Source organism: Cupriavidus sp. CuC1 (assembly GCF_044627735.1).
GTDB classification, from domain to species: Bacteria; Pseudomonadota; Gammaproteobacteria; order Burkholderiales; family Burkholderiaceae; genus Cupriavidus; species Cupriavidus ulmosensis.
The window spans coordinates 1-14,009 of sequence record NZ_JBIUHC010000217.1 but is presented as its reverse complement, the minus strand read 5'-3'; the positions used below and the strand labels follow the sequence as shown (position 1 = coordinate 14,009).

The following is a 14,009-nucleotide window of genomic DNA, read 5'->3' as shown; positions in this document are numbered from 1 at the left end:
GTGGTCGATCTGTAGCTGTCATTCACGAACAGAGGAAGCCGTCAAGTCCATTACGGATGGGTTCCGCTGACGCTTACGGAGCAAATACCTCCTCCGAGTACATTGGCGCATTGGGAGGGACGTTTGACACCGCCGCCGGCGAGTAGAAGAAGCCGCGGGTGCCAATCCGCTTCCCACCGCACAACAACGTCGCCCCCTGCCGTATCGATTCGCTGACTTGCCGCTCAACATCCTCGCGAGTTTGAAGCGTTGCCAGAGGGCCAATGTCCGTCTCGTCAGACCTTGGGTCGCCCACTTTTAGCGCCCGAAGACCTTCGACGAATCGCTCCTCGAATTCATCGTAGATTGCGTCATGGACGAGAAACCGTTTCGCGGCGACACATGATTGCCCATTGTTCATGATGCGAGCTTGAATCGCGGCAGGAACAGCCTTGTCAAGGTCAGCACTTGGCATGACGATAAAAGGGTCGTTGCTGCCGAGTTCCAGAACGCATTTCTTGATGTGCGCCCCCGCCGCTTCCGCGACTTTGCGCCCAGCGCCTTCGCTGCCCGTCATAGTGACAGCCGCAATGCGCGAATCGGCAATCACACCGGCAACACGTTTCGAGCCGATGAGCAGCGTCTGGAAAGCACCAGCGGGCGCCCCAGCCGCCAACAGTACGTCTTCAATGGCTAAAGCGCACTGCGGAACGTTGGACGAGTGTTTGAGCACTATCGTATTGCCCGCGATCATCGCCGGAGCAAGAAAACGGAAGACCTGCCAGAACGGGAAATTCCATGGCATCACCGCCAACAACGCGCCGAGCGGCAGGTACCGAACGTAGCTTGCCGACGCGCCAGTTTCGATCGCCTCGTCCCGAAGAAAATTGGCGCCGTTCTCGGCATAGTACTGACAGACCCACGCACACTTTTCCACCTCGGCCCTGGCAGACTTCAATGTCTTACCCATCTCTGACGTCATCAGGAGAGCCAATCGGTCTTTCCCTTCCGTCAGAATTTTTTCCGCTGCCTTCAGTACTTTTGCCCGTTCGTCGATTGAGACACCACTCCACGCCAATTGAGCACCGATCGAGAGGTCCAATTTCGCGTCCAGTTGTCGATCTGAAAGTTCGACAAACTCATCTATCAGTTCACCCGTACACGGGTCGATGCTGCTGAACATGGTTACTTCCTCCCACAGTAGTTCGATTACGACTTCACGTCGACGGGCGCCATGACGAGCACTCCAATCGGGTCCCGGAGCAGCGACGTAATCGCTTCACGATATGCCTTGTAGTGAGTCGTCTGACGGTGTGTGGCGAGCGCGTTGTCGTTCGCGTAGGACTCGAAAAGGTGGAAGCTCACTGGCTCGGCCACCTTGTACAGGTCGTAACGAGTATTGCCTGGCTCCGAACGCGTTGGGACAATCATTCCCCGTAGCACCGACTCGACCTGGTCTTCCAGTCCCTGAATCGGGTAAAAACTTGCGATGACATTCTTCTCTTGCATCATGACGACTCTCCGTTGATTTGAGATCCGATATCGGTTGCGCAACTAGCCTGCGCAGATGGAATTACATAAACCGGTCGGCACCTCCGGATGCCTCAATGGTGTCCCCAGTGACAAAGCCGTTGCGGGCCGACGCCAGAAACACTGCAATTGCCGCAATCTCCTCCGGGAGCCCCGGACGGCCAATCGGAGTGCTCTCGCGACCCACCACTGCAAGAACCTCCTCATCCGGTGCATCCTTGAGTTCGGGACGCCTGCGGCGAACGCTGGGAATCATGTTGGCCGCCCAGTTGTCCGTTGCCACCGCGCCGATACCAATCGCGTTTACAAGAATTCCCAACGGGGCAACTTCAAGCGCCAGACCTTTAGTAAGGTTGTTAATCGCTGCGCTCAGCACGTGGGAAACAAGCAGCTTCGGATTGGGATAGATGCCGCCGATAGACGACATATTGACAATCCGTCCCCAGCGCTGCTTCGCGAGAACCGGGATTGCGGCCCTGCACATCCGGCGCATGGAGGTTAGCTTCAGAGCAGCCATCTCTTCCCAGTCTTCTTCCGTGGCATCGAGAAGACCACCAGCATGGGCGCGACCCGCGTTGTTCACCAGGATGTCGAGTCGACCGAATCGCCCCATCACTCCTTCCATAATTTCTGTCGCGGCGGTCGGTGAAGACACATCCATCGGCTGGGCAAACACTTCGCCTCCAGTGCGCTCGCGAAGACTGGCCGCCGAAGCCTCCAGACGATCACGGTCGCGGGCGACGACGACCACGCTTGTGCCTTCGACAAGCAGTTGCTCCGCAACTGCATACCCGATTCCCGCGCTGGCTCCAGTGACGATCGCAACGCGGCCGCTAATGCCAAGATCCATTTCCGCCTCCTGTCTTTGTGATGCCGGCGCGACAGTCGCGCCGGTTCATCTGTTTCTATCCGGGCTGCTTAAATCTCACTTCGATTCGGCTGCACGCGCCAGAGCGGCACGACCCAACTCAGCGACTTGCTCGGCAGCTTTTGTCGGCGGGGTCGTCCAACGCTCAGGAATCTTGTCCCAGTCACGATAGATCGAGAACGGATTGCTGGACACGCCAACCGGAGGAACGCCGGTATAACCGCGGTGCTTGAGTTGGTACAGATAGTTGTTGGAGATCCGCTGCGTGCGAATTTCCTCAACGTGTCGCGGGAAGATATCGACCTTGGTCATACCCTCGCCTTCGCCCAGTTTGGCAAGGATGCGGCCGTCGTAATCGACAACCATCGAGCGTCCGAAGTAGGAGTACGAAGCGTCGCGACCGGTATGGTTGACTGCGACGACGTACGCCTGATTTTCGTAAGCGCGCACCTGGTTGGTGACGTCCCAGATTTCGTCCCACGGATACATGTATTTCGACGGACGGATGATCACGTTCGCCCCCTTCCAGGCTGCTTCACGCGCAATCTCGGGGTAGTCGAAGTCAGAGCAGATGGCTATGGCAAGCTTCGAACCCTTCGGACCGTCGCACACGTTCATTTCTTCACCGGGAGTCCACGGCTCCTTCGGGCACCACGGGAAAATCTTGCGGTACTTCAGCACGACCTCGCCGGCAGGGTTGATGATGACCATGGAGTTGTACGGCTTCTTGTCCGGCGTTTCGCCCTTCTCTACGACGGACACGCACAACCACACATTCTTCTCGATGGCCTTCTTACCGAACGCATCCGTTTCCGGGCCAGGAATCGTCGAGGCGAGAGAAAGATGGGTCGCGTAGGGATCGAAGCCAAAGCCGTGCGTGGTGTACTCCGGGACAACGATCAGGTCGACTCCCGGGAAGCTTGAACACGCCTGGTCGACATATCGCCCAATGCGGTCGATATTTCGCTGGACGCCTGCGGCGTCGGTTGCAGCGTCGGGGGAAAACTGGCAAATCACGACACTCATTGCATCGCCGGCAGGATTCATAGCTGGCATTTTTGCCTCCTTCGTTAAGGGTGGTTGTGAGCTTGTATTAAATGATACGAGTTAAGTCATGTCAAGAAGATACATGTTGCTGTTTACCCGCAGCCATCCTCCCTACATGGCGGTACGTTGACGTATCAAACACGGAGAAGCGCCTGAGTCAGCACAACAACTTGTATTTAAATCAAGAGATACAAGCAGGAAATCGCCACTTTCGTGAGGGACGCAACCGACGATGACGAGTTGGTGCGCCACGCGACTGATCTCGCTAGGCGTAAGCTTTCCGCGGCAGGTCGAACACGGCCGCAAAAGAAGGCCACAAGCCATCCGTTCGACACATATCAAGTGCTCAGCCGGACGTGGAGCCCCACGCCGCAAAAACGCCGTGCTCCGTGTCCCCAGGAGTCGACCTCATTGTGGAAGAGGCGGCCCAGTTTGGCGTCACAGCAGTCAAATCGCCGTAGGCGTTCCGGTTAGCTTGAGGGTCGACGATTCGTGCTTTTGCGCGATAATCGTCGGCGCCTCGACCAACCCGGAGGAAGAGCAGAAAAAAAGGGACAACCGTTGTGGTTGCCCCCTGCAAGGGGTCATTTCAGGTAGGCCCGTCGTCACATGCTCGGCTATCTTGACGACCCTGCACCAGGCGGCGCATCGCGTCATCCGGTGAACGGAAAAGCTATTGCGGCGGCCTACTAGGTAGCGGACTTGGCGCCGCGCACAGCGATATCCGGGGGTTGTCGAATGGAAGGGACTTCCCCGTCCCGAGGTTGCGGCGGAAGCCGGCCGGTTGGCACCGAAGTGCCATGATGGCGTCGAAACTGCATCACAACCGACGAAGGGGAAGTCCATGGCTATCGTTACCGTTGGGATTGATCTCGCCAAGAGCGTCTTTGCCATTCATGGCGTCGACGAGGCCGGCAAGGCAGTGCTGGTCAAGCCGAAGGTCTCGCGCGATCAGCTGGTGCCACTGATCGCGCAGTTGTCGCCTTGCCTGATTGGCATGGAAGCCTGCTCTGGCCGCGGCTGTTTCGCCAGCACAGACACACGGTCAAGTGGATGTCGCCGAGACTGGTGGCGCCTTACCGGATGTCCGGCAAACGTGGCAAGAACGACGCAGCGGACGCGGCGGCCATCTGCGAGGCGGTGACGCGGCCCAGCATGCGCTTTGTGCTGGTCAAGGACGAGCACCAGCAAGCCACCCTGAGCCTACATCGGACGCGACAGGGATTTGTCGAAGAGCGTACTGCGACTTACAACCGCCTGCGCGGGTTGTTAGCCGAATTCGGCGTGGTGCTGCCGCAAAAGCCGGAGCGGCTGCGCAAGGAGATTGGGATCCATCTGGAAGCCTTGCCCGGCTGGGCGAATCGGTGCATCCAGGACCTGCTGAGCCATGCATGCATGGCTGGAGGAGAAGCTGGACGAATACGATCGCGCTATCAGCGAGATTGCACGTGAAAACGAACGCAGCAAGCGCCTGATGCAGCTGCGTGGGATCGGCCCCACGACCGCCAGCGCCCTGGCCGCCAGCATCGGTGCCGGACACGACTTCGGAAATGGCCGGCAAGTTGCCGCATGGCTAGGACTGACGCCAGGCCTCCGATACAGCCGATGGGTCAGAGACCTGATAGAACGCCGCGGCTACTGGCGAGCGGCCATCGCCATTGCGGCCAAGAACGCAAGGATGGCCATGCTCAATCGGGATATGGCCAAGGTTGAAGCATCGGCACGCACACTCATTGAGACGGCAGCGCGCCATGGTCTCCAATTCTGGAAAACATTCGGAGACCTGTTCGAATTCTGGACCATCGCCCGGACCGAACCGACGAGGCGCCGACCGGACGGTCGCGCTGCTCGCAACGCTCGAGCGTACATGCTTCGATTTTCACTACACACCGATGCTGATCGATCTGGTTGACGACGAGCGTCTAGCGCGCCCTTTACGCGATGTGTTAACTGCCGAAGCCCACAAGGCGAGGCAGGCCCCGCCACGCCATTGGGCCGCTCCGGAATTCATGCGCGTCGCTGCTGCCACGGCGAAGAATGACATATGGACGGATGCAATCGAGACAGAACGTCGCCTAATCCTAAGGAACGCACTCGAGCTTCCAAAAACCTCCGGAGTGCCTGCGTGGGATTGCGAATTGCCCTCGATCTTGCAAGACGTCTCGTCGACCAAGCTCGCAAGTCCGAAGCCCGGATCCTGCTACAGAATGTACTGTTGAGGATTCCGGATGGAAATGCATCGACCGACTGGCGCGATTCACGAGCCTTGTTCGATACTTTGTAGAGCGACGACAAATACGTAAGGCATTCGCTGGTCATTGGCTCCGACCGAACTGGCGTGGTGTCATTTGCCGCAGGCGAAACATCGTTCGCGTCCGTCCACGCAGAGTTGCATCTTTGCGCCAATCGGCTGAAAACTGTTGCTACACAAGACTCATTCTTCTGCGCTCCAGCACCGCATCGAGAAAGTCTCAACTGGCTGCTGCGCGGCTCACATCACTCCCGGACCGTTTCACCAACCCTCTGCGGCCGTATCTGCATCACCAGCGATGCGCATCCGAGCAGAAGTCCGGCGGCGCAGACGCCAGGCCAATGCCATACGCTCCACGCCCAAATGCCCAACGATGAACCGAGTGTGCCGCCCGCAAAGCGGATGGTCATGTAAAGCGTATTGATACGGCTCATCGCATCGCTCCTGATGCTCATGTTGCGGGCCATGTTCGCGACATGTCCGCTTTGCAATCCCAGATCGAGCACGATCACACCCGCGACGAGCCCGGCAATGGTCCCCCGCGTCAGTGCGAGGACCGTGAAGGCCATGACGAAGACTACGCCGCTCGCCAGTACAACGAGACGCGGATTGCGTGAATCGATCAGTTTGCCTGCGCCGGTGGAGGCGAGCGCACCGACCACACCGACGAGTCCGAATAGCCCTGCAACTTCGCTTCCATAGTGCGCATCCAGGCTGCGCAGATAAAACGCGAGTGTGGCCCAGAACGCACTGAACGCAGCGAACTGAAGTGCGGCAATGGCCGAGGTTTGACGCACGAGCGGTTCCTCGCGCATGAGCGTCCACAAAGAAGTCATCAGGTTGCGGTATGTCCCGGTGTAGGTGGGCTGCGCCGGGGGCAGCATGCGCGACAGCACTGCGGCCGTTACGAGCATCGCTGCGGCCGCGAGCCAATAGACTGCACGCCAGCCGAAATGCTCGGCGATCGATCCGGAAATCGAGCGCGACACGAGGATGCCGCACAACAACCCGAACATCACAATGCCGACCGATTCGCCTCGTTGCTGAGGGCCTGCCAATTGCGCTGCAAACGGTGTGAGCAATTGCGGCGCGACGCTTGCGAGGCCGGTCACGAAACTGGCGGTCGCGAGCCAGTTCAGCGTCGGAGAAAGCGCGATGGCAGCAAGCGCCAGGCTCGCCACGCATAATAGCGTGCGCAACATCGATCGACGCTCGAGCATGTCCCCAAGCGGAACGAAAAGCAGCAGGCCTAGCGCGTAACCTGCCTGCGCGGCCACCGACACCGCGCCTGCCTGCCGCTCGCTGGTGTGAAACGCGACGGCAAAGTCAGCGAGCAACGGTTGGTTGTAGTAGTTGTTCGCGACCACGACGCCGGCGGCGGCTGCCATGACCCAGTAGATCGAACGGTTCATCTTCGTGTGCTCCCTTGTCTGCGCGCAAGGCGCCGCGCGGCTATGGCCGGCAAAGTGTAGCGACCTTGGTTCTTCCTTTACCGTTTCCTTTGAAACGAATGTAGACTGTTCCGGAAAACGCCGGTATCCCTGTCGATCGGCAAGCACCCTCGCTAAATCCGGAAGAGTCGAATCATGGATCGCTTTGAGGCAATGACCGTCTACGTGCGCGTCGTGGAGGCCGGCAGTCTGTCTGGTGCCGCGCGCTCGATTCCGATGTCATTGACTTCCGTCAGCAGGCACATTTCCGCGCTCGAGGAGCAGTTCAGCGCCCAGTTGCTTCGGCGCACGACGCGCAATCTCGCGATGACGGACGAAGGACGCATTCTTTACGATCGCGCAAAGGCGATCCTGAGCGAAGTGGATGAACTCGGCAGCGCGCTGTCGGCCGGTCGCGGCAAGTTATCGGGGCGTCTTCGGATCAGCGCGCCGAACCTATTGGGACGGCTCGTGATCGCACCGTTGCTGCCGCGTTTTCTGGCGCTTCATCCGGATGTGACCATTGATCTTGTGCTCGTCGACCGTGTCGTCAATCTCGTGGAGGAGGGCCTGCATCTTGCGGTGCGCGTTGGCCGCCTGCCGGACTCGAGTCTCATTGCGCGCAAGCTCGACGACATTCAGATGGTGGTGTGCGCAGCGCCGGCGTATCTCGCGCGCCGCGGCACGCCTCGCACCCTTGACGATCTGCGCAAGCACGATTGCCTGGTGTTTTCCGACGCGCCAGGCCACGTCGACTGGCGCTTCCAGTCGGGCACGTCGCCAACTCGTATCAGCGTGACTGGGCGCTTGTGGACGAATAGCCTCGATGCGCTGGTGTCGGCGTCGATCGAGGGTGCTGGCCTTGTGCGCGCGCCTGCATGGCAGGTCGCAGCGGATATCGAGGCGGGACGCTTGCGGCCCGTACTCGAGAGGTACGCACCGCCCGCGACGCCCGTCCATGTGCTGTTCGAGCGCGCCAAGCTGTCGTCGCCGAAGATCCGGACATTCGTTGATTATCTCGTTCAGCAATGGCGCAAGGGGTGACGTCATCGGTTCCGCACGCCGCGCCATTCAAGCATCGCGCTTCGTTGCAATCCTCATCGCCATGTTCAAGACCGTGGTTTTACATACACTAGGCGATTTACTGAACAGTCGACTGCGTTGGCGGAATTAGTGGACGCGGCGTCCCAAAACGCGTTGCCTGCGAACAACAGTGGTAGACGTCACAACGAAGTAAAAATCGCTTATGGATCAATCAGTTAGATCGATGTGATCATTAGCGGATATAGCGGTCACCGCTGGCCGAATTAGCGATCGGCAACAGCTGGTGCCGGCCACGGACGAAATGATGGTGGAGCTGGCGCGCTATCGCAGCGCCCACGGCCTGCCGCCGATGCCATTGCCAGGCGAGGATCGCCCCATCGTGCTGCCGATCATTGGCAAGGAAAAGCCCTTGTCGCGCGGCGCGCTGCACCTGGTGCTCAAGGAGATCTTCGCGCTGGCCGCCGCGCGCCTGCGCGCGCGCGGACCGGATTGGGAAAGCCGGGCCGCAGTGCTGGCCAGCGCCTCGGCGCACTGGCTGCGCCATACGGCGGGGTCGCACATGACCGACCAGCAGGTGGACCTGCGCTTTGTCGGGGACAATTTCGGGCATGCGTCGATCTCGACCACCAGCGCTTACCTGCATACGGAGGACGATGCCCGGCATGAGGCCACGCAGGAACGGCACCGGATCGGGTGGACGCGCGAAGGGTGACGGGCGCACGTACTGGCCAGGATGCCTGGTTCGGCCAATGCCACGCCACCGCGTAAGCGGCAGAACGAATTGCTACGGACTGCTCTACAGTCGCATTACGTTTTTAACGGCTGGACGCGATGGGCTTCGAACAACTGGCGGCACTGAAGGAACAACTGGCAAAACAGGCGAAGGCCGCGCCACGGGCCAAGACGCGTCGCGCACCCCGGAAGGCTTCGGCCCGCCCAGCGAAAACCGTTAGTGAGCCCGCTAAGCCCGTCGATCCAGTGCGGCAGGCCATCGCCAAGCTCCAAAAGCGCTTCCCGCAAACCTTTCCGAAGAATCCTGCGCCCAAGGTTCCGCTCAAGATCGGCATCTTCGAGGACCTCGTCCAGCAGGCGCAGGAAATTGGCCTGACGGAGTCGGTGTTGCGCGACGCAATCCGGACCTGGTGCCGCGGCACCCGCTACTGGACCAGCCTGGTGGAAGGTGCCCCGCGCGTGGATCTGGCCGGGCAGGAGACGGGACACGTTGCACTGGCCGATGCGAACCGGGCGCAGCAACTGCAAGCCCATCGTGCGGCGCGAGCGCAATCTCAACCCGCGACGGCGCCGAAGTCCAACTGATCTGTGATGGGGATGTCGGGCCGCCGGCGCGGGATTCGTGCGCCGACGAAGCGCATCCAGCGCATCGCACGCCTGCGCTCGACAACTGGAATCCATTGCTCCCGGTGGAGCTGCCGCGGTCACCACTGCATCCACCATCGTCGCGCCCTGCGCGCCGCACGCTCGACGGCGAACCGCAGCGCCGACCAACGGGTCGACCTGCTCGTTCAAGATCACCGTCTGAAGCGGTTGCAGCAGTTCGTGCGTCTCGCGAATAAACAAGCCCAGTCCGGATGCGGGTGCAAAATCGGCTTTTCGCTCGATCACTCCGACCGTGATCACCTTGGAGGGCTGCGCTCCCTCCCCTTTAATGCATGCCTGGATCGAGATGCGCGCGGAGGTTCTCCGATAGTCTCAGTACGCAATGCTCGCACTTCCTGCCGGATTTACCCTCCCTGTTTTTTGGCGACTCCCTTGAGGTAAACGAAGTCCATCTTGGTCTCCTTCCGAATGGGCAAGAGTCCATGAAGGCGCTGTTCCACCCACGAGCCAAGTCATTTCCCGGAGGCCCGCCTACTCGGATAGGTCGTTCAACTCATAGCTGGTGCTGCGCCCGCCTGCATCCGATTTCCGCAATACCCCACGTGCGAGCAGATCAGTGATGTCGCGCAGCGCGGTGTCTGGAGAGCATTTGGCGATCGCCGCCCACTTGGAGCTGGTGAGCTTGCCTTCGAAGCCATCGAGCAATCGGTTGAGCAGTTTCACTTGCCGCTCGTTCAGTGGCGTGGTCGCCCAGCGCTGCCAGAACCGCGTCTTGACCAGCACAGCATCAAGGGTGTCCTGCGCCTGATCGAGGGCGCGATGCAGCGTATCGAGGAACCAGGCCAGCCACTCGGTGACATCCATCGACCGCTTCTGGGTCCGCTCCAGGATATCGTAGTAGGCCTTGCGCTCCCGCTGGATCTGCGCCGACAGGCTGTAGAAACGCTGCGGGCTGCCATCGGCGCGCGCCAGCAGCAGGTCGCCGATCGCACGGGCTATACGGCCGTTGCCATCGTCAAACGGATGCAAGGTGACGAGCCACAAATGGCCGAGGCCTGCCTTGAGCAGAGGTGGATCGTTCGATGCACCATTGACCCAGTCGAGAAATCGGCTTGTTTCAGCTTCCAGGCGATTGGCTGGCGGCGCCTCGAAATGCACACGTTGCCGGCCGATGGGGCCGGACACCACCTGCATCGGACCGCTAGTGTCGTCACGCCAGCCACCGACCTTGATCCGGGCAAGGCTGGAGTAGCCGGTGGGAAACAGCGCGGCATGCCAGCCGAACAATCGCTCCCGGGTGACCGGTGCATGGCAATTGGCGGTCGCGTCGAGCACCATTTCGACCACGCCTTCGACGTGACGATCGACCGGGGCCAGTGCGCCGATGTCAACGCCCAGGTGGCGGGCGATGGACGAACGCACGGATGCGACGCTGAGCTGTTCGCCCTCGATCTCGCTGGTCTTGACCACGTCCTCGGTGAGCGCCGCGAGTCTCGCCTGATCGCGCAGAGCCATGCCGACATCAGCCAAGCGTCCCAACAGCAGTCCTTGGGCGCGACTAACCTCGGCAATAGGCCCTGCCAGGGCCGCCAGATCGTAGTGCCAGCTTGGCCAGTCACTGGCCTGCCAGATGTATGTGTAATCTCCGCTTTCCATGCGGAGATTATGAGCTGCTTTCTCCGCAGACACAAGTTATTCACCGCACCTAGTGCGGTGATAGTCCCTGATAACCGCAGGAAGGCAAAGCTGGCCGGTCGCCTAGCCCGGGCACGATCCAGTCACATGCCCAATCGCGCGCATGGTCGGTCAAGGGCTGACGCGATGACTTCGTCGGCGGAAACGCCTTCCTTGTTCCAGCTCATCAGCCGTTGCCAAGCCAGGTAGTTCGGCAAGTACTTGGTGGCCACGCCCCTGAGTTGGCGCTGTATCCACGACTTGAGCCGCTCGTGATAGTTGTTGGCGGACTGGACGTGATAGACCTTGTCGAGCACAGGGCCGTGATAGCTGGCGACGAACGACTTGGTCTGCACGCCGAGGGTGCGCTGCAGATGAAGAAAGGCGGAGTGTCCGTCCGTGCAGTCGAGCGGTCGGGCCGGAAGCCGTAGGAATTCGGGTCCGCCAGTGTCTCTGCCACCGGTTCCAAAGCGAACTTCCATAACACCTGCATCGCCCGGCACCGCATAGGGGTAATTCGTACTTTTGGTGCATGTATGGACCCGACGCCTTTTGCAATCTTTTTGTTGGTGATGTCGAAACGGTCTGCTTGCATGTATCCGGCTTGCCCAGTGGGCGACTGCCGAAGCACGCCCGCAGCCTCGATGAGATCCGCGCATCCCGTCCTTGGCAATTTCGCGGCTTGCCAGAAGCGGCAGCCGGCACCAAAAACAGGCTTCAGGATGCTGGTTCAACCAATTTCGTCATCGCTTTTGAGAAGCTTCGCAAACCAGGGTGGGTAGTACTCTCCTTCAGAGTTGTTCTGTACCTCTATACGGCCATGCCTCGCGGAAGGTAGCTTGCGTTGCTGCTGAGCAGCGCTTGAATGATCCGTGCATTCTTGTTGGCCAGCGCGACCGCGGTGCAGATGGTGTACATCGGCACGCGCGGGCCCATGCCGTAGGCGTGGCGGACATAGGGGCAGGGTAGACGTCATGCCGCCGACGTCGGTGCCGAGGTGTTCGTCGGACGCATCCACCGTCGATGCGCCAGCTAGTTGTGCGTCCTTGGGATCCGGTATACGACGGCGGAGCAGGCTACGGCAAGCACAAACGGAAACGATTCATCTGCACCATCACCTGGGCTCGGGAAGGTGCGCAGAGCTTGCGGAGGATGGCTTGCACATATTCCTTGACGGTGTTTTCCGTGAGTCCCAGGCGTCTTGCGATGAGTTTGTTCGGCAGTCCCTCGAGCAGCACGGCCAACACGGCGCCCTGCCGTGGGGTCAGGCCCGGTTCCGCCGGCGTGAATGGCGTGATCTCTTCCGGACCAATCGATTGCGCATGGCTGTTGGAGACGTGGTCGGCCGGAAACAAAAAGTCACCGGACCGTGCCTCGCACACCGTCGCTGTGGCGACCGTGGCATCAACATATGCATCAGTGGCATCCCAGGCCTTGAGCATAGGAGCGGTCCCGCCAAGCTCTGCAGACGTTGCTGCTGGACAGAAACATGTCTTGTCAACTGCCGACGCCCGTGTCATGGCTTTCGGCACGGCCGCCTTTGGGGGGGGGCGCGGCAAGGCTCTGCTGTCATCGACAGCTAACGGGAGAAGACGCCAACGATTTTGGCACAGCCAGCTGCATCTGCCCACGTGAGATCTCGGGCGCGGCGTTCCCCATCGAGGCCCGCAATTCTTCGAGCTCCGCGGGCGTGAGGCGTGCTATTGCAGCAAGTAACGTCTGGAACTGCGTTGTGCTTTTCGGCTGGCTAACCTGATCCGTGCGAGCGACGTTATCGATGCCAAGTGAATTCATTTCATAGCGGACAATTGACCCCTTAAAAGCGCCCGCGCATCCCCCTCCTGACTGGAGGATACGCGGCTAGCCCGCAGTAACCTGCTATACGCGAGTTCAAGAAATCGGCTAAAGCGGATTTCCAGTGCGTCTTTCCGGGATGCTTTTAAGTGTTTGATTTTACACGACGTATCCAACATTTAAAAATTCGCGGATTGAAATTACCTAATTATCTAGACAAAAAAACAACACGAAGAGGTCGGGCAAGGTCTGATGTCTACCCAACAAATCTCCCGTTTAGGCATCCGATGTCACGTGTGTCCATAAAACTAAAAAATAATTGTGTTTTGAAGACATAAAAACCGAATTGTTGTTATTTTTACCACCGCCGACAATGTAGGCCGACTAATCGGAGAAAAGTTGCCTAGCCTGTATCCGCCCAACAAGGAAGACTTGGAACGCTATCAAGCTTGGAGGGCGCAACAGGGCGTCTGACATCCGACGGTTCCATCGCGCACCGCTCGCGGCGGAATCCGTACCCACAAAGAGAAGCCGCCTTCGATGCAGGCTCCACCCGATTCGAATGGAGACAGAGCATGACCCACGATGTAGTGCCTTATCGCCGCCGGTTCCTATGCGCAGTGCCCGCGATCCTGATGCTGGCCACGAATGGTTCGCAGGCGCAGGAAAGCTATCCCAGCAAGCCGACCACCCTGCTGGTCGGGTTCTCAGCCGGTGGCGCTGTCGACCTGGTTGCACGCCAACTTGGCCAGGCGCTCGGCAAAAACCTCGGACAACCTTTCGTCGTCGAGAACAAGGCCGGCGCGACCGGCACCATTGCCGCCGAGATGGCGGCTCGCGCAAAGCCTGATGGCTACACCTTGCTGCTGGGGACGCAGTCGACGATGGTGGTCGCGCCCAACATGTATCCAAAGTTGCGCTTCGATCCCAACAAGGACTTCGCGCCCATCTCGCTCATCGCCTCGGTGCCCCTGGTACTAGTACAACATCCCGGAAATAGCTTGAATAAATAATCGCCTCGGATATCATGGCGGGATGAGTCGAGGCCGCTATG

10 protein-coding genes and 4 pseudogenes are annotated in these 14,009 nt (G+C 59.8%); 5 read left to right on the top strand and 9 right to left on the bottom strand.

Translation table 11 applies throughout. From position 1 onward, the window contains the following. Positions 1-73 precede the first annotated feature (73 nt). The 4 genes from ACGLHR_RS46890 to ACGLHR_RS46875 form a co-directional block, all read right to left on the bottom strand. Complete coding sequence (locus tag ACGLHR_RS46890; RefSeq protein WP_400102603.1) at positions 74-1,162, bottom strand: aldehyde dehydrogenase family protein; 1,089 nt, start codon at positions 1,160-1,162, stop codon at positions 74-76. A 26-nt stretch (positions 1,163-1,188) separates the two neighbouring features. After that, complete coding sequence (locus ACGLHR_RS46885) at positions 1,189-1,491, bottom strand: putative quinol monooxygenase (protein WP_400102602.1); 303 nt, start codon at positions 1,489-1,491, stop codon at positions 1,189-1,191. Between the two features lie 61 nt (positions 1,492-1,552). Continuing rightward, positions 1,553-2,359 carry an SDR family NAD(P)-dependent oxidoreductase gene (locus ACGLHR_RS46880; protein WP_400102601.1) on the bottom strand — a complete coding sequence of 269 codons (807 nt, stop codon included), beginning with the start codon at positions 2,357-2,359 and terminating at the stop codon, positions 1,553-1,555. Positions 2,360-2,434: 75 nt separating this feature from the next. Continuing rightward, positions 2,435-3,433, bottom strand: a complete 999-nt coding sequence (locus tag ACGLHR_RS46875; protein ID WP_400102600.1) for a nitrilase-related carbon-nitrogen hydrolase — start codon at positions 3,431-3,433, stop codon at positions 2,435-2,437. 835 nt (positions 3,434-4,268) lie between these two features. Between ACGLHR_RS46875 and ACGLHR_RS46870 the strand changes: the two are divergent. Then, positions 4,269-5,108: pseudogene (locus tag ACGLHR_RS46870) on the top strand (IS110 family transposase); the annotation flags it as partial. A gap of 812 nt (positions 5,109-5,920) precedes the next feature. Here the strand turns inward: ACGLHR_RS46870 and ACGLHR_RS46865 are convergent. Next, the gene (locus ACGLHR_RS46865; RefSeq protein WP_400102599.1) at positions 5,921-7,087 is read right to left on the bottom strand and encodes an MFS transporter; all 1,167 of its coding nucleotides are present in this window, start codon (positions 7,085-7,087) and stop codon (positions 5,921-5,923) included. A gap of 174 nt (positions 7,088-7,261) precedes the next feature. On the opposite strand from ACGLHR_RS46865, the gene ACGLHR_RS46860 reads away from it, so the two are divergent. The 3 genes and pseudogenes from ACGLHR_RS46860 (at position 7,262) to ACGLHR_RS46850 (ending at position 9,466) form a co-directional block, all read left to right on the top strand. Further along, entirely contained in the window at positions 7,262-8,149 is an 888-nt protein-coding gene (locus ACGLHR_RS46860; RefSeq protein ID WP_400102598.1) for a LysR family transcriptional regulator, read from the top strand. Positions 8,150-8,420: 271 nt separating this feature from the next. Continuing rightward, positions 8,421-8,861: pseudogene (locus ACGLHR_RS46855) on the top strand (tyrosine-type recombinase/integrase); the annotation flags it as partial. A gap of 119 nt (positions 8,862-8,980) precedes the next feature. Then, positions 8,981-9,466 carry a ProQ/FinO family protein gene (locus ACGLHR_RS46850; RefSeq protein WP_400102597.1) on the top strand — a complete coding sequence of 162 codons (486 nt, stop codon included), beginning with the start codon at positions 8,981-8,983 and terminating at the stop codon, positions 9,464-9,466. 552 nt (positions 9,467-10,018) lie between these two features. Here ACGLHR_RS46850 and ACGLHR_RS46845 read toward each other — a convergent pair. From ACGLHR_RS46845 to ACGLHR_RS46830, 4 genes and pseudogenes are all read right to left on the bottom strand, one after another. Beyond that, positions 10,019-11,143 (bottom strand): Fic family protein, encoded by a 1,125-nt coding sequence (locus ACGLHR_RS46845; RefSeq protein WP_400102596.1) that lies wholly within the window; start codon positions 11,141-11,143, stop codon positions 10,019-10,021. A 122-nt stretch (positions 11,144-11,265) separates the two neighbouring features. After that, positions 11,266-11,565: pseudogene (locus ACGLHR_RS46840) on the bottom strand (IS1595 family transposase); the annotation flags it as partial. Further along, positions 11,565-11,669: pseudogene (locus tag ACGLHR_RS46835) on the bottom strand (reverse transcriptase); the annotation flags it as partial. The pseudogenes ACGLHR_RS46840 and ACGLHR_RS46835, both read right to left, overlap by 1 nt. A gap of 568 nt (positions 11,670-12,237) precedes the next feature. Then, positions 12,238-12,603: a helix-turn-helix transcriptional regulator gene (locus ACGLHR_RS46830; RefSeq protein ID WP_400102595.1), complete on the bottom strand. Its 366-nt coding sequence runs from the start codon at positions 12,601-12,603 to the stop codon at positions 12,238-12,240. Between the two features lie 927 nt (positions 12,604-13,530). Between ACGLHR_RS46830 and ACGLHR_RS46825 the strand changes: the two genes are divergently transcribed. Further along, entirely contained in the window at positions 13,531-13,968 is a 438-nt protein-coding gene (locus ACGLHR_RS46825; protein ID WP_400102594.1) for a Bug family tripartite tricarboxylate transporter substrate binding protein, read from the top strand. Positions 13,969-14,009 lie beyond the last annotated feature (41 nt).

Coding starts and splice junctions, on each gene's coding strand:
- ACGLHR_RS46890 (WP_400102603.1), bottom strand. CDS start 1,162: ATGTTCAGCAGCATCGACCCGTGTACGGGTGAACTGATAGATGAGTTT.
- ACGLHR_RS46885 (WP_400102602.1), bottom strand. CDS start 1,491: ATGATGCAAGAGAAGAATGTCATCGCAAGTTTTTACCCGATTCAGGGA.
- ACGLHR_RS46880 (WP_400102601.1), bottom strand. CDS start 2,359: ATGGATCTTGGCATTAGCGGCCGCGTTGCGATCGTCACTGGAGCCAGC.
- ACGLHR_RS46875 (WP_400102600.1), bottom strand. CDS start 3,433: ATGCCAGCTATGAATCCTGCCGGCGATGCAATGAGTGTCGTGATTTGC.
- ACGLHR_RS46865 (WP_400102599.1), bottom strand. CDS start 7,087: ATGAACCGTTCGATCTACTGGGTCATGGCAGCCGCCGCCGGCGTCGTG.
- ACGLHR_RS46860 (WP_400102598.1), top strand. CDS start 7,262: ATGGATCGCTTTGAGGCAATGACCGTCTACGTGCGCGTCGTGGAGGCC.
- ACGLHR_RS46850 (WP_400102597.1), top strand. CDS start 8,981: ATGGGCTTCGAACAACTGGCGGCACTGAAGGAACAACTGGCAAAACAG.
- ACGLHR_RS46845 (WP_400102596.1), bottom strand. CDS start 11,143: ATGGAAAGCGGAGATTACACATACATCTGGCAGGCCAGTGACTGGCCA.
- ACGLHR_RS46830 (WP_400102595.1), bottom strand. CDS start 12,603: ATGCTCAAGGCCTGGGATGCCACTGATGCATATGTTGATGCCACGGTC.
- ACGLHR_RS46825 (WP_400102594.1), top strand. CDS start 13,531: ATGACCCACGATGTAGTGCCTTATCGCCGCCGGTTCCTATGCGCAGTG.